The 13,811-nt window shown below is 65.8% G+C and carries 15 protein-coding genes; 5 read left to right on the top strand and 10 right to left on the bottom strand.

The window, feature by feature from the left end; all coding sequences use genetic code 11:
- The first annotated feature begins 16 nt into the window (after positions 1–16).
- From BCCGELA001_RS04665 to BCCGELA001_RS04655, 3 genes are all read left to right on the top strand, one after another.
- Positions 17–250, top strand: a complete 234-nt coding sequence (locus BCCGELA001_RS04665) for a hypothetical protein (RefSeq protein ID WP_008543211.1) — start codon at positions 17–19, stop codon at positions 248–250.
- A gap of 104 nt (positions 251–354) precedes the next feature.
- The gene (locus tag BCCGELA001_RS04660) at positions 355–1,038 is read left to right on the top strand and encodes a response regulator transcription factor (RefSeq protein ID WP_060734729.1); all 684 of its coding nucleotides are present in this window, start codon (positions 355–357) and stop codon (positions 1,036–1,038) included.
- Positions 1,035–2,945, top strand: a complete 1,911-nt coding sequence (locus BCCGELA001_RS04655; protein ID WP_060734728.1) for a sensor histidine kinase — start codon at positions 1,035–1,037, stop codon at positions 2,943–2,945. The genes BCCGELA001_RS04660 and BCCGELA001_RS04655 overlap by 4 nt, the downstream gene beginning before the upstream one ends.
- Positions 2,946–3,083: 138 nt before the next feature.
- Here the strand turns inward: BCCGELA001_RS04655 and BCCGELA001_RS04650 are convergent, their stop codons facing one another.
- A complete protein-coding gene (locus BCCGELA001_RS04650) occupies positions 3,084–3,374 on the bottom strand; it encodes a hypothetical protein (RefSeq protein ID WP_060737488.1) in 291 nt (96 codons plus the stop codon).
- A gap of 234 nt (positions 3,375–3,608) precedes the next feature.
- On the opposite strand from BCCGELA001_RS04650, the gene BCCGELA001_RS04645 reads away from it, so the two are divergent.
- A complete protein-coding gene (locus BCCGELA001_RS04645; protein WP_008543201.1) occupies positions 3,609–3,833 on the top strand; it encodes a cysteine rich repeat-containing protein in 225 nt (74 codons plus the stop codon).
- 69 nt (positions 3,834–3,902) lie between these two features.
- Here BCCGELA001_RS04645 and BCCGELA001_RS04640 read toward each other — a convergent pair whose 3' ends face one another.
- The 4 genes from BCCGELA001_RS04640 to BCCGELA001_RS04625 all read right to left on the bottom strand — a co-directional run bounded on the left by BCCGELA001_RS04640 (position 3,903) and on the right by BCCGELA001_RS04625 (position 6,897).
- Complete coding sequence (locus BCCGELA001_RS04640) at positions 3,903–4,613, bottom strand: hypothetical protein (RefSeq protein ID WP_008543199.1); 711 nt, start codon at positions 4,611–4,613, stop codon at positions 3,903–3,905.
- 86 nt (positions 4,614–4,699) lie between these two features.
- Complete coding sequence (locus BCCGELA001_RS04635) at positions 4,700–5,413, bottom strand: hypothetical protein (RefSeq protein ID WP_008543197.1); 714 nt, start codon at positions 5,411–5,413, stop codon at positions 4,700–4,702.
- A gap of 135 nt (positions 5,414–5,548) precedes the next feature.
- Positions 5,549–5,797 (bottom strand): hypothetical protein, encoded by a 249-nt coding sequence (locus BCCGELA001_RS04630; protein WP_008543195.1) that lies wholly within the window; start codon positions 5,795–5,797, stop codon positions 5,549–5,551.
- A gap of 134 nt (positions 5,798–5,931) precedes the next feature.
- Positions 5,932–6,897: an NAD(P)H-dependent flavin oxidoreductase gene (locus BCCGELA001_RS04625; RefSeq protein ID WP_060734727.1), complete on the bottom strand. Its 966-nt coding sequence runs from the start codon at positions 6,895–6,897 to the stop codon at positions 5,932–5,934.
- A 99-nt stretch (positions 6,898–6,996) separates the two neighbouring features.
- Between BCCGELA001_RS04625 and BCCGELA001_RS04620 the strand changes: the two genes are divergently transcribed.
- Positions 6,997–8,559, top strand: a complete 1,563-nt coding sequence (locus BCCGELA001_RS04620; RefSeq protein WP_060734726.1) for an AMP-binding protein — start codon at positions 6,997–6,999, stop codon at positions 8,557–8,559.
- 340 nt (positions 8,560–8,899) lie between these two features.
- On the opposite strand, the gene BCCGELA001_RS04615 is transcribed toward BCCGELA001_RS04620, so the two are convergent.
- From BCCGELA001_RS04615 to BCCGELA001_RS04595, 5 genes are all read right to left on the bottom strand, one after another.
- The gene (locus tag BCCGELA001_RS04615) at positions 8,900–9,673 is read right to left on the bottom strand and encodes a thioesterase family protein (protein WP_008543181.1); all 774 of its coding nucleotides are present in this window, start codon (positions 9,671–9,673) and stop codon (positions 8,900–8,902) included.
- Between the two features lie 147 nt (positions 9,674–9,820).
- Positions 9,821–10,789 (bottom strand): NAD(P)H-dependent flavin oxidoreductase, encoded by a 969-nt coding sequence (locus BCCGELA001_RS04610; protein WP_060734725.1) that lies wholly within the window; start codon positions 10,787–10,789, stop codon positions 9,821–9,823.
- Positions 10,790–11,053: 264 nt separating this feature from the next.
- Complete coding sequence (locus tag BCCGELA001_RS04605; protein ID WP_008543167.1) at positions 11,054–12,454, bottom strand: aspartate ammonia-lyase; 1,401 nt, start codon at positions 12,452–12,454, stop codon at positions 11,054–11,056.
- Positions 12,455–12,485: 31 nt separating this feature from the next.
- Positions 12,486–13,013 carry a hypothetical protein gene (locus BCCGELA001_RS04600; RefSeq protein WP_060737487.1) on the bottom strand — a complete coding sequence of 176 codons (528 nt, stop codon included), beginning with the start codon at positions 13,011–13,013 and terminating at the stop codon, positions 12,486–12,488.
- Between the two features lie 140 nt (positions 13,014–13,153).
- Positions 13,154–13,756 (bottom strand): YqaA family protein, encoded by a 603-nt coding sequence (locus BCCGELA001_RS04595; protein WP_193409761.1) that lies wholly within the window; start codon positions 13,754–13,756, stop codon positions 13,154–13,156.
- Positions 13,757–13,811: the final 55 nt, after the last annotated feature.

Here is a 13,811-nt window from a genome sequence, read left to right as displayed (position 1 = left end):
CAGCGGGACAGCTTCGATGGCCAGGAGACGCACGACGGATACGGACGCTGACGACCTGCCGCGTTATTTCGTCTGGGTCCGCGGCCTCGAAGGGCCCGAGCCGCAGAAATGGATGACGATGGATTTCGGCGTCGGGGACTGGAAGCGGCCGCTGGTGCTGGCCTATCTGGAGCTGCCGGTGGACGAACGACATTTGCCTCTATCGGCGCTGGCACGGCGCTATCCGCCGCCGCGGGCTGATCTTTCGTAGACGGCGCGCGTCGCCGCCCCCATGATTATGGGTGTCACGGCATCCGCGCTCCAGCTAGACTTGCCTCGCGCCGCGGGGGACACGCGGGTCGCGGGACGATGACCATGAGCGAACAGGGCGAGACGGGTGAGGCCATTACCATCCTCCTCGTCGAGGACGACGCGCCGACCTGCTGGCGGCTCCAGGATGCGCTGGTCAAGGCCGGCTACGAGGTGCGCAGCGCCGGCACGCTCGCGGAAGCCCGCGCCGCGCTCGGCGAGCGGGCGCCGCGCGTGCTGCTGACCGATCTCAGGCTTCCCGACGGCCACGGCGTCGAACTGATCCGCGAAACCCGCCAGCGCTTTCCCGAGACCGAGATCATGGTGATCTCCGCGCTCGGCGACGAGGAAAGCGTGATCTCGGCGATCACGGTCGGCGCCACCGGCTATCTGCTCAAGGACGCCTTCCCGACCGACATCGCCACCACGGTACGCGACCTGGTTGCGGGCCATTCGCCGATCTCGGCCTCGATCGCCCGTTTCATCGTGCGCAGAACACAAGGTGCCGCGCAGAATTCGGCGGAGCCGGCGCCGGGCCCCGTGCTCAACACGGCCAGACTGACCCCGCGGGAGATCGACATTCTCTGGGGCATCGCAAAGGGCTTCAGCTATGCCGAGATCGCGAGCCATCTCGGCCTGTCCAGGCAGACCGTGCCCGGCCACATCAAGAACATCTATCGCAAGCTCGAGGTGCACACCCGCAGCGAGGCGGTGTTCGAAGCCGTGCAGCAGGGCTTGATCAAGCTGTGAGCGAGATCGCGGTGAAGGCACCGAGGCGCACAAGGCGCCGGCTGATCGTGTCGCGCCTCGTGCCCTATCTGCTGCTCCAGGCCCTGATCGTGATCTGCACCATCCTCGGGCTCAGGCTGCTCCAGCCCAGCGACCCCGAAGACTTCGCCGTGAATGTGTTTTCGGCGCGCGAGGCCGGCGCGACGCGCGCAGTGACGCTGCCGCATTTCACCGCATCGCGCTATTCGCTGGCCGATCCGCCGCTCTACACCGGCACTTTCGCGTTCCGCGGCGAAGATGCGGGATCGGGATGGTCGGTGTACCTGCCGCGGTTCAGCAACGCCGTGGAGGTCGCCGTCAATGGCGTCGTGGTGCTGGATTCCCGGCGCGATGCCAACGCCAATCGGCCGGACCGCAACACGCCGCAGATCGCGGCGATTCCGTCCTCGCTGCTGCGCGACGGCAGCAACGAGATCACGGTGCGGCTGTTCGTATGGGGGCCGCTCAAGGGCTTTCTCGACACCGTCTATGTCGGCCCCGACAAGAGCCTGCGGCCGGCCTATGAGACGCGCACGCTGCTGTTCGTCACGCTGCAGGTGGTGTTCTCTGCCTGGCAGGCGATCCTCGCCGTCATCCTCGCGATCATGTGGCTGATGCGGCGGCACGAGCCGGTTTACGGCGTGCTGGCGGTGGCCATGGTGCTCGGCGTCATCCAGGCATTCCTGCCGCCGCCGGTGCCGCCGGCAATGACGTCGCGGATCGCCGCCGTGCTGCTCGCCTCCGCGCCGATCGAGAGCGCACTGATCGTCGTTTTCGGCGTGCTGTTCTTCGGCTGGCGCTGGCCGCGCTATGCCACACTGGTGTTCGCGCCGGGGCTGATCATCTTCGGCGTGGGACTGATCGCAGGTCCGCCGATGCCGCGCATCCTGTTTCTGGTGCTCGGCATCCCGACCGTCGGTCTCTGCCTATTCCTGATGGCCTGCGTCACCGCGACGGCGGTGATCCGGCGGCAGGACGCGGCGAGCTTCACGATCGGCTGCGCGGTGACCATCGTTCTGACCTGCTGGGTCCACGACATGCTGTCGGTGTTCGACATCATGCCCAACGAGCGCATCTTCGTCTCACGCCTGTCCTATTCGGCCATGCTGGTGGCGATCGGCGCCGGGCTGACCTGGCGCTTTGCGCGCGCGCTGAACCAGGTCGACAGCTTTGCCGGCCAGCTCGTCGCACGCGTGCGCGAGGCCGAGGAGCGGCTGAAGGCGAGTTTTGTCCGCGAGGAGGAACGCGCCCGCGCCGCAGCGCTCGCCAACGAGCGCACGCGCCTAATGCGGGACCTGCATGACGGTCTCGGCGGCCAGCTCGTCAGCATCGTCGCGCTGTCCGAGCGCGGCCATGAGGGGGCGACCATCACGGACGCCGCCCGTGCCGCACTGAAGGACCTGCGGCTCGTCATCGACTCCATGGACGACATCGGCGGCGACCTCATGCTCGCGCTGGGCTCATGGCGCGAGCGCGCGACGGCGCAATTGCGGCCGCACGACATCGCGCTCGACTGGCGCGTGGCAACGCCGCAGGGCCTGCCGCTGCATCCCGAGCTGCGGCCCTGGCACGTCATCCAGATCGTGCGCATTCTCGACGAAGCCGTGACCAACGCGGTGAAGCACGCCGAGGCGCGTCACATCGCGGTCTGCATCGAGACACTCGACGATGGTCAGGGTCCCTGTGGCGTGATGAGCGTGACGGACGACGGCAAGGGGTTTGCGCTCGCCGAAAATGGCGCTACCGCCGGCCAGAGGGGCTTGCGCAACATGAGGAGTCGCGCCGCGCGCTGCGGGGCGGTGCTCGCTCTGAGCTCGGATGGCTCAGGCACTCGCGTACGGCTGCAACTGCCGCAGCGTTTTCCCGAGAGCGATGCAGCCGCGGGCTGAAAGGCCCCCTCCCCGAACGTGTGGGGCGCACGGAGAGAGGGAACGGGCCCGGGTGTTTGCCCCTGCGGAGGACGGGGGGTCTTCGTCCGCAGGGCCCATTGGCCCGAAGCAATGCAATCAATTCAACCGAAAGGATGATCAGCGCACGCCGACGCGATTGACCGGGCCGCCGCGATTCATCGGCGTACCGGCGCGCACGCCGACGCCGGGCGCGCCGACACCTGGCGTTGCGACCGCGGCCCGCGCCACCGGAGCTCCCGGCGCGACCACCACGGCCGCCGTCGGCCGCACCACGCAGCCCTTGGGCACGCCGACGGTCTTGCAATAGACCACAGCCTGCGCCGGGCTCGTGCCCAACGACACCATCGCCGCACCCGCCAGCGCCATGATCGTCAGCCCAGCGCTCAACGCTCCCGCTCTTTTCGACATCTTGCTCTCCTGCTTCCCGTTCGGCGTCCCGGTGCAATTCCGGATTTCGCGGCCGACGTGCAGCCTGAATGGCAAAAGACCGTGTGCGGATACATGCCATGAAGATGGGGGTGCGGCGGCCGGGAGGACACGCCCGGTGCCATGAACATGGCATGGACCTGCGCGCCACCTTTGCGAGATCGTCCGGCCGCTTGATCCCAGGCGGGACCAACGTCAATTCCAAAGAGGTGCTTTATGAAGATTTCGGTTCTTGCCGCGCTGCTGCTCGCCGCCACCGCATTGTCCGCCGCTGCGCAATCCGGCCCGACGCTGCAGGAGCAGATGGCCTGCCGCGGCGATGCCAGCAAATTCTGCGCCGAGCATGTCGGCAAGCCGCCGCAGATGAATGCCTGCCTGCGTGAGAACAAGTCGAAGCTCTCGGACGGCTGCCGCAAGGTCGTGGAGTCTCGCGGAGGCTGAGCCGGCCTCGCTCCGGGTGCGCTTCCAGCGGAGCGAACCCGGCTTCCGTTTCGCCGAGCTCGGCGGGTGTCAGTCGTCGTCCCCAAACAGCCTGATCTGCGGGAAGCCGCCGCGCGAACGGCCTGCATAGTCGCGCGCATCGGAATCCTCGCGGATGTTGCGCGCGACGTCGTCCCAATCGGTGCGGTCGCGCATGCCGCGCGGCTCGCGAGCCTCGTAGTAATGGCGGCGCTCGGCCCGTCGCTCGATCCGGCGTCGCTCGGACGCGGCGCGCTTCACGTCGGAATCCCTGGCCTTGGCGTAGGCGTTGTCAACCGAAGCGGCCGGGTCGGCCGATGCCTGCTGCTCGGCCGGATTGACTGCTCTCGGTGACGATGCGATTGCCGGCTTGGACTGTTCCCTGACCTGCCCTTTGGCCTGTTCCTTGGGCGGCTCGACTCCAGCGGCCTGCGAAGGCGGCGGTGTCGGCGCAACATTTGCCTGAGCGGGTTGAGGGTCAGCCTTTACAGCTTCAGGCTTGGCTTCGGCCTGCGCCGGCGTGGCGATCAGCGCCCCGAAGGCTTGCGAGCCGGTGAGATAATTCACGCGTTCCGATGGCGTGTTGGTCGCCGCCGGCGTGCCCGCGGATTCGGCGCGTTGCGCCATCTTGCTGGTGTCCGGGCCCTGCTTGGACGAAACCGGATTCATGATGTTGCCGGCGACGATGCCGCCGCCGAGACCAATGGCGATGGCCGCGATGATGGTTCCGGCACCGACGAAATAGGCTGTCGAGGCGCGCATTGATCCACTCCCTCTTTGGAGCGAGCAACGCACGTTGATTGCCAGATGTTCCTGGTACGAAAGCAGTTCCGAAAGGAACTTGCGCGTCAGATCTGCTGCGCGACCTTCTCCAGCCCGATGATGCGGGCGAGCTTGCGTACTTCCTCTTTCTGGTCGTCACGCAGCTGGAACAACAGCGGCATCGCCGCCGATTTCAACTGCTGGACCTCGTCGCAATTCGGATCGATCGGCACGCCAGGCGCATTCGGGTTGGAGAGCTTGTTGGCCGAGATCTTGCGGACGACGTTGCGGAGCGCGGTCTCGACCGACGGCCAATAATATTCCTGCGACGACGACAGCTTCAGGCGATCCCTGATGCCCGCGATCTGCGCGTCGGACAGCAGCGTGTAGTTCTTCTGCGGCTGCGGCTTGGCCACGACCTTCGGCTTGGCGGCGGGGACTTCGACGGCGGGTACCTCCGCCGCGGCGGGCGCCTCGTTCACGCTCGGCTTCGGCATCGGAAAGTCGGAGGGCGTAGCGGCGGCAAAAGCCTGGCGCAGCGGCTCTGTCAGCGGCGGGGCCTGGGCCAGCTTGTCGGCAGCGACCTGGACCGGCTCGAAGGCGGCCGAGGCCAGCGCCAGGGTGGGAACCAGACGATCGGCCTTGGCGGCGCGGTTGGCGGCGAGCGGCTTGGCCGGAGGCGTCTGCGAGATCATCCCCGCACTGACACTGGGCACGCTGTCACGGCCGAGAATGGCGGTCGTGGCGGCGCCGAGGACGAGAAAACAGGTCAGCACGGTGATGGTGATGGCTTTGGACAAACGTCCCTCCGGGAGCGGGCACTTCACGAGTTTGTTAACGTTGCCGAGGAAAAAGGCACGAAATAAGGCTTGAGTGTGCTTTCGTTGCGACAATCGCTATGCCGACCGCGACACACTCCGAAAAAGCCAACGAAATCAGGCAGCTGCGCGAAGGTCGTAGGCGTCCTGGATGTCGGCGACGATCTCGGAGGCCTCCCAGACCGCGCGGGGCTCGACCGATTGCAGCGTCACCGTCCAATTGCCGCCCCGGCGGGTGCGGGGAACGCTGACGATGTCGAAGCGGACGTTGCGGCAGAGCGGGTGACGGGCCAGCGCGTGGGCCACGCGAACGCGGATTTCATCCAGCGTCGCGGCTGTCTTGCTGTTGAGATAGTCGAAATCCATCGCCTGTCCCTCTCGTCCTGATTGGCGGCCTGAGGGATTCTTGGCGGGCGATGGTTAATCTGCCGTTAAATGGACGGGGCGGGAGAGCGCTGGATCAACCGTGGGCGGGGGTCGCGCCTCGTCTCCCGCACGGCCTACCGCCCGGCCGCCTCGCGATATTCGGCAACCGTCCGGGCGACGAGATCGCCGGCGGCGAGCACCTCCGTGACACCGGAGGTCGAGTGCCCGCCGCTCCAGATGTCCCGCCAGCGCTTCGGCCGGCTTTCGCGCGCGGCAACGTCGATATCCTTGGCGATGTCGATCGCTCCATGCGCCGGCAGGTCGTCGGGATCGAGGCCTGCGGCCAGGATCGACGGCCTCAGCATGCTGGTCTGAAGACCCGTGAATGCGGTGGTGAGCAGGATGTCGTCGGCGCTGCTCTCGACCAGCATCCGCTTGTAGCGGTCGTCCGCCATGCTCTCGCGCGTCGCGATGAACTTGGTGCCCATATAAGCGAGATCGCAGCCGAGCACTTCGGCAGCATGCAGCGCGCGGCCGTCGCTGATGCCGCCCGCGAGCACGATGAGGCCGTCATAGAATGCGCGGACCGCGCGGACGAAGGCGAATGGATTGAGCCAGCCGGTCTGGCCGCCAGCGCCGGCCGTCAGCAGCACCAGCCCGTCGGCGCCTGCTTCGGCGGCGCGTTCGGCGTGGCGGATCGACGCGACATCGGCCAGCACCAATGCGCCGGCATCGTGCAGCGGCTTCAACACGGGCGCGGGCGAGCCGACCGAGGTGATGACGATCTCCGGCTTGTGCCGCAGCAGCACGGCGAGATCCTGCGCGAGCCGCGCGTTGGAGCGATGCACGATCAGATTGGGGCAGAGCGGCGCGGCCTTGCGTCCGGTTTGCTCCTCGTGCTGCCGCAGCCGAATCTCGATCCTGGTGAGCCAGTCATCGAGCTGTTCCATGCCACGGCAATTCGCGGTGGGAAAGCTGCCGATCACGCCGCTCCGGCAAGCCGCGACCATCAGCTCGATGCCCGAGACCAGGAACATCGGCGCCGCGATCAGCGGCAGCGCGAGACGATCGCCGAAACGTTGCAGTCGATCCGATGGCAAGCTCGCCTCCCTGCGCGGGCTTTCATCCCGCATTCGCTGTGCTAGCGTTATCGCAACATTGGCACGTCAGAAGCCGGTGACAAAGCAACGAGGAAACATATGCCTGATCCGCTCCACGCATCGTCCCCGGCTTGTGCGCAGACGCTACGGGCGCTGTCGCGCTATCCCGACCGCACCGCCTTCGCCTGGCCCGGGGGAACGCTGAGCTATCAGGGCACCATCGACCTGATCGGACGTATCCAGGGCGTGTTCATGCGGCTCGGCCTGCAGCCGGGCGCGCGCGTCGCCTTCCTCACTGCGAACCGTGCCGACACCTGGTGCGCCGGTGTCGCGGCGCAACTGGCCCGGCTCTGCATCACCTGGCTGCATCCGCTGGGGTCGCTCGAGGACCAGCTGTTTCAGCTCGAGGATTCCGAAGCCGAGATGCTGGTGGTCGATGCCGCCGCCTTCCGCGATCGCGGCGGCGAGCTCGCGGCGAAAGCCGGGCGGCTGAAGGCCGTCTTCACCATGGGCCCGGCCGGCTACGGCGTCGACCTGTTGGCGGCGATCGAGAATGGGGGACATGCCAGCGCGCAGTGCCTCGCCGGCCCCGACGATCTCGCCACGCTGAACTACACCGGCGGCACCACCGGCAAATCCAAGGGCGCGCTGCGCTATCATCGCGAAAATGCAGGCGCCGCCGGCGCGATCCTCGCCGATTTCGAGATTCCCGAGGCCGCGCGCTATCTCACGGTCGCGCCGATCAGTCACGTCGCAGGCACGAAGGTGCTGCCGACATTGATGCGTGGCGGCACCGTGCACATGCTGAAGGGTTTCGATCCCGAAGCCGTGCTGGCCACGATCGCGCGCGAGCGCATCAACTTCACGCTGTTCGTGCCGACCATGGTCTACGTGCTGCTGGATCAGCCTGCGCTAGACAAGACGGATCTCTCCTCGCTCGAGCTGGTGCTCTATGGCGCCTCCGCGATGTCGCCGAGCCGGCTGGTCGAAGGAATCGAACGCATCGGGCCCGTGTTCTCGCAGCTCTATGGCCAGACCGAATGTTATCCCGTCTCGGTGCTGCGCAAGGCGGACCACGATCCCAGCAGGCCCGAGCTGTTCCTGTCCTGCGGCTTTCCGATCGCGGCCTGCGAGGTCAGGATCCTCGATGACGACGACCAGGAGGTGAAGACGGGCGAGGCCGGCGAGATCTGCGTGCGTGCGCCACACGTGATGGCGGAGTACTGGAAGCGGCCCGACATCACCGCCGCGACGCTGAAGAACGGCTGGGTCCACACCGGCGACATCGCGCGCCAGGACGAGCGCGGCTACATGTTCATCCTCGACCGCAAGAAGGACATGATCGTTTCCGGCGGCTTCAACATCTTCCCGCGCGAGGTCGAGGACGTGCTGTCGCAGCACGCCGACGTCGCGATGGTCGCCGTCGTCGGCATTCCCGACGAGAAATGGGGCGAGGCGGTCACGGCCGTCGTCGTGCCGCGCGAGGGCGCACGGCCAGATCCCGACGAGCTGATCAACCTCGTAAAGACGCGAAAGGGCTCGGCGCATGCACCAAAGCAGATCCAGTTCGTCAAGCAGCTGCCGATGACCGGCGTCGGCAAGGTCGACAAGAAGGTACTGCGTGCGGGCTTCTGGAGTGGGCGGGACCGAATGGTAGGGTAAAACCCCGGAATTCTACGGTGTTGTTGTGGCCGGGACACCACAATGTGCCGCGGAGTACGCGCCGACGAGGCCCGCACGATTGCTCGCGAATCCGGGAATCAACTAGACCGCTGACGGGGCTGGGAAGCGGAGAGTAAAATGAGAGTCGCTTCCCTGGAAAGTGCAGTCGCCGCGATCACGTTGATCACGGCTATCATCGTGATGCTGTGGGGGATCAAGATCTTCTACGGCATGTGAACTGGCAGGATGCCGGCGTCGAACACGACTAAGCATCCCTTCCGCGGCGGCGGAAGCCTGCCGTTCAATCGGCTCAGGGCGCGGTCACGTAAGGCCGTTACGCTCACCGCTTCTCGATCACGAGACTCTGCACCGCCCGGCCGAAATAGCCTTGCCTGTCGGCAAGACGTGACATCGCAAGGCCGGCGCCGTCGGGGCCAATCCAGGATTCACCGTCGAGCAATATCCACTCGCCGACCGGCTGGCGCGAAAAGCTCACGGTGAGATCGGCGTTGATGTAGGTCCAGGCGCGGAAGTCGAGCGAGGAGGCGGTGCCGTTGGAGAAGTCGGCGGCGACCACGGCACGCATCGCCTGCGAGATGGCCTCGCCCTCGATGAGCGGATGGTCGACGCGAAACCAGATCGCGCCCGCGCCGGCCTGGCCGAAGCGGCCGCGCGCGGCGCGCATCGAGACCGATCGCACGAACGGGCTGGTGGCGGCGTGACCGTCCTCGACCAGCGAGTCCTCCGGTGGCGGCAACGTCACCGGGAGCTCTTTGACGTCAGCGGGCAGCGTCTGCGCCTGCGCCTTGATCTTGAGCACGGTGGCACCGACCACCTGCACGCCGTCCGCCAGCAGCTTGATCTCGCAGAGCTGGATCTTGCGGCCCTCGCGCAGGATTTCGGTCGCGATCGTGAGCGGCGCGACCGGCACCGGACGCATCAGGTCGATGGTCACGCGCGCGATGTTCATCGGCACCGGTGTCGGGATGCGTTCGGCCGCCCACGTCACCAGCGACGCCGGCGCCGAACCATGCTGCATGCGCCGGTCCCAGGGACCGGCTGCGTCCGGGCTGGTGACGACGTTGTTGCCGTCGACGCGATAGATGGCGGACATGGGTTCAATCAGCCTCGGTTGACGTTCCCCGGACGCTGCGCAGCGCCTGGCGGTGCGCTGCTGATCCGGGGTCCATACGTTAGCACGATGGGCCCCGGCTCTGCGCAGCAGCGTTGCACGCTGCAGCGCGTCCGGGACACGAGAGGGTCACAACGGCGGATCGATCGCTTCCTCGTATTCCTTCTTGAAGCGCGCGATCAGGTCGGCCGCGGGTAGGATGCCGTCGACGCTGCCGATGCCCTGGCCGCTTCCCCAGATCTCCTTCCAGGCCTTCGGCTTGGCGCGCTCGCCGGAGGCGTCGGTGCCGAAATTCATCTTGGACGGATCGGAGGTCGGCAGGTTTTCCGGATCCATGCCGGCGGCGAGGATCGAGGGCTTCAGATAGTTACCGTGCACGCCGGTGAAGAGGTTGGAATAGACGATGTCGTCGGCGGTCGAGCCGGCGATCATCTCCTTGTAGCGCTCGACCGCGTTGGCTTCCTTGGTCGCGATGAAGGCCGAGCCGATATAGGCGAAGTCGGCGCCGAGGATGCGCGCGGCGCGGATCGCCTTGCCGTTGCCGATCGCGCCCGACAGCGCGATCGGACCGTCGAACCATTTTCGCGTCTCGGCGACGAAGGCGAGCGGCGAAATGGTGCCGGCATGGCCGCCGGCGCCGGCTGCGACCAGGATCAGGCCGTCGGCGCCCTTCTCGATCGCCTTGTGTGCGAATTTCTGGTTGATGACGTCGTGGAAGACGATGCCGCCCCAGCCGTGCACGGCCTGGTTCAGCTCCTCGCGTGCCCCGAGCGAGGAGATGATCATCGGCACCTTGTACTTGGCGCAGAGCTGCATGTCGTGGTCGAGACGGTTGTTCGACTTGTGCACGATCTGGTTGACCGCAAACGGCGCCGACGGCCTGTCCGGATGCGCGCGGTCATAGGCCGCGAGCTCTTCGGTGATCCGCGCCAGCCACTCGTCGAGCAGCTCCGGCGGCCGCGCGTTCAGTGCCGGAAACGAGCCGACCACGCCCGCCTTGCACTGCGCGATCACGAGGTCGGGCACCGAGATGATGAAAAGCGGCGAACCGATCACCGGGATCGACAGGCGTCCCCTAAACAAGGCAGGCATGGACATTGCGGAACGATCCTCTCTTGGCGCTCAAAATTGAAGATTGGAATGATACCAACAAGGCAATCTTTCCACTGTCAAGTATTGCGTCTTGACGTCGTGCGCGGACGGGGCTGCGGCAATTCCAAATGGCGGAATTCCTACCCGTCCGCTTTCTCCTCATTGCGAACGAAGCGAAGCAATCCAGACTGTTTCCGCGGAGGCAGCCTGGATTGCTTCGTCGCAAGAGCTCCTCGCAATGACGCCGCGAGAGCTGCTTACAATCAACCGCTACCCGATCAAATCCGGATTGATCAGCCGCTCGAACGAGAACATCTCGTCCCATCTCTCCTGCGTGAGCAGCTTGCGCTCGACCACGACGATCTGGTGCAGCGACTTGCCGCTCTTATAGCCCTCGCGCGCGAGCTCGGCGCATTGCTTGTAGCCGAGCAGCGGCTTCAGCACGGTGACGATGCCGAGCGAGTTCAGCACCATGTTGCGGGTATGCTCCTCGTTGGCGGTGATGCCCACGACGCAATTCTCGCGCAGGCTGTTGACGGCACGCTCCATGGTTCGGATCGAGAAGAACAGCGCGAACGAGATCACCGGCTCCATCACGTTGAGCTGGAGCTGGCCGGCGGAGGCCGCCAGCGTCACCGTGGTGTCGAGGCCGATGACGAGGAAGCTGGTCTGGTTGACCACTTCGGGGATCACCGGATTGACCTTGCCGGGCATGATCGAGGAGCCCGGCTGAAGCTGCGGGAGGTTGATCTCGTTGAAGCCGGCGCGCGGGCCCGAGGCAAGCAGGCGAATGTCGTTGCAGATCTTGGTCAGCTTGCTGGCGGTGCGCTTGAGGACGCCGGAGAGCTGCACATAGGCGCCGGTGTCGGAGGTCGCCTCGACGAGATCGCCGGCGAGGATGAAGTCGACGCCGGTCAGCGCACTGAGATGCCGGACCGCGAGCTTGGGATAGCCGACGGCCGCGGTCACGGAGGTGCCGATCGCGGTGGCGCCGAGATTGATCTCGCGGAGCAAAGCGCGCGCTTCCGAGATGCGATCGACCTCCTCGCCGATCGTGGTGCCCCATCCCCGGAATTCGGCGCCGAGCGACATCGGCACCGCGTCCTGAAGATGCGTCCGCCCCATCTTCAGCACGCGATCGAATTCGCGGCCCTTGGCGAAGAAAGCCTCCTGAAGCTGGCGCAGCGCCGTCATGTAGCTCTCGAGCCGCAGGATCAGGGCGAGACGAAATGCGGTCGGATAGGTGTCGTTGGTGGATTGGCCGTAATTGACGTGATCGTTGGGGCTGACATGCTGATAGTCGCCCTTGCCGAAGCCGAGCGATTCCAGCGCGAGGTTGGCGATCACCTCGTTGGCGTTCATGTTGGTCGACGTGCCGGCGCCGCCCTGGATGAAGTCTGTGACGAACTGGTCCATCATGTCGCCGGAGATGACGCGGTCGCAGCCCAGGATGATCGCGTCCGCGACTTTCGCGTCGATCGCGCCGAGATCGCGATTGGCCATGGCAGCGGCCTTCTTGACGTAGCCAAGCGCCTTCACGAAGTAAGGCTCCTGGTTCATCGGAATGCCGGTGATGTGGAAGTTCTCCTTACCCCGGATGGTCTGAACGCCGTAATAAATGTCGTCGGCGATCTCACGCTGTCCGAGGAAATCCTGCTCCGTACGGCTCATGGGCGCTCCTTGATGCATGCGCGCGAGTCGCTCAGTTCTGGCACAGCGCGCTGGTCACGAAAGTATCGGTGCGGCAATCGTCCGGCTTGCGCTGCCGGCCCGGGATCAGGACCTTGGCCGAGCATTTCTCGGCGGAATCGGCATTCAGGCTCTTGCCTTCCTTATAGCCCTTGCTCTGACAGAGCTGGTCAGCGGCCTGCTTGCAGTCGGGCGCGCCGTTCGATGAGGCCGGACAGGCCACGCGCCCCGACACCATGGTGGACGGCTTCGCCAGCCGCGACAGATCGTTCATGGTCTCGCTCGGGCTTTTGATCGGCGGCAGGATCGAGGGCAGCTTGTCGAACAGCTTCCCCATCTCGTTGATCAGCCCGGGATTTTCCTCACGCGGAGGCGATGGCGCGGGCGTCGACGGCGCGGCCTGCGTCCCCGGCTGCTGGAGGCCTAGCGTCGGCGGCGCAGATTGCGTCCATCCGACCCCGCCGGGGCAGAGCAGGATCAGCGCCACTGCTGAAATCAGCGTTTCGAACCGCACGGCCGGATTGCCGGATCGACCCATCATCGTGGCAACGTAGCCGATGCCGGCGCCGCGGCAAAGCGCCACGGTGCTCTGAGCATGATCTCCGCGACCGCGGCCTGTGCTCGACGCGAGAGGGCTGCTTCACGCTTCGCGCTGACGCAGCCATCCCGGCTCGGATGACGCTAGATCAACTTGATCGCAATCACGAAGCCGAGCACCAGCACGATGGCGCCGAGCGCGACCCACAACCCGAGATGCCGTTCGATCCTGACCCGGATCCAATCGCCATAGCGGTTGAGCAGGATCGCAACGACGAAGAAGCGTCCGCCGCGCGCGACGATCGAGCACAGGATGAACAGGAGGATGTTGTAGCCGGCAAAGCCCGAGGTGATGGTGACGAGCTTGTAGGGGATCGGCGTCAATCCCTTGAGCAGGATGATGACCGCACCCCACTCCGCATAGGAGGCGCGGAAGGCGTCGACCTTGTCGGCGAGGCCGTAGACCTGGATCAGCCATTGGCCGACCGAGTCGAACAGCAGCGCGCCGATGGCGTAGCCGACCACGCCGCCGAGCACCGAGGTGACGGTGCAGACCGCGGCATAGAACCAGGCGCGTTCCGGGCGCGCCAGCGACATCGGAATCAGCATCACGTCCGGTGGGACCGGAAAGAAGGAGCTTTCGGCAAAAGACACAATGCCCATGATCCAGAGCGCATAGGGCTTGTGGGCGGCGTCGATGCACCAGTCGTAGATACGTTTCAGCATGGCGCCGCGATGAAGCACCATGGGACGGATTTGTCCATGCCGAGATTGAGGCGAATTATGACGGTTTCTAGAGCAT

The sequence above is a fragment of the Bradyrhizobium sp. CCGE-LA001 genome, from assembly GCF_000296215.2.
GTDB lineage: Bacteria > Pseudomonadota > Alphaproteobacteria > Rhizobiales > Xanthobacteraceae > Bradyrhizobium.
This window is presented reverse-complemented; position numbering and strand designations above follow the sequence as displayed.

What these genes read in the sequence shown, in the direction of transcription:
- BCCGELA001_RS04665 (WP_008543211.1), top strand. Translation starts at nt 17, where the DNA reads ATGGCCAGGAGACGCACGACGGATACGGACGCTGACGACCTGCCGCGT.
- BCCGELA001_RS04660 (WP_060734729.1), top strand. Translation starts at nt 355, where the DNA reads ATGAGCGAACAGGGCGAGACGGGTGAGGCCATTACCATCCTCCTCGTC.
- BCCGELA001_RS04650 (WP_060737488.1), bottom strand. Translation starts at nt 3,374, where the DNA reads ATGTCGAAAAGAGCGGGAGCGTTGAGCGCTGGGCTGACGATCATGGCG.
- BCCGELA001_RS04645 (WP_008543201.1), top strand. Translation starts at nt 3,609, where the DNA reads ATGAAGATTTCGGTTCTTGCCGCGCTGCTGCTCGCCGCCACCGCATTG.
- BCCGELA001_RS04640 (WP_008543199.1), bottom strand. Translation starts at nt 4,613, where the DNA reads ATGCGCGCCTCGACAGCCTATTTCGTCGGTGCCGGAACCATCATCGCG.
- BCCGELA001_RS04630 (WP_008543195.1), bottom strand. Translation starts at nt 5,797, where the DNA reads ATGGATTTCGACTATCTCAACAGCAAGACAGCCGCGACGCTGGATGAA.
- BCCGELA001_RS04620 (WP_060734726.1), top strand. Translation starts at nt 6,997, where the DNA reads ATGCCTGATCCGCTCCACGCATCGTCCCCGGCTTGTGCGCAGACGCTA.
- BCCGELA001_RS04615 (WP_008543181.1), bottom strand. Translation starts at nt 9,673, where the DNA reads ATGTCCGCCATCTATCGCGTCGACGGCAACAACGTCGTCACCAGCCCG.
- BCCGELA001_RS04610 (WP_060734725.1), bottom strand. Translation starts at nt 10,789, where the DNA reads ATGTCCATGCCTGCCTTGTTTAGGGGACGCCTGTCGATCCCGGTGATC.
- BCCGELA001_RS04605 (WP_008543167.1), bottom strand. Translation starts at nt 12,454, where the DNA reads ATGAGCCGTACGGAGCAGGATTTCCTCGGACAGCGTGAGATCGCCGAC.
- BCCGELA001_RS04600 (WP_060737487.1), bottom strand. Translation starts at nt 13,013, where the DNA reads ATGATGGGTCGATCCGGCAATCCGGCCGTGCGGTTCGAAACGCTGATT.
- BCCGELA001_RS04595 (WP_193409761.1), bottom strand. Translation starts at nt 13,756, where the DNA reads ATGGTGCTTCATCGCGGCGCCATGCTGAAACGTATCTACGACTGGTGC.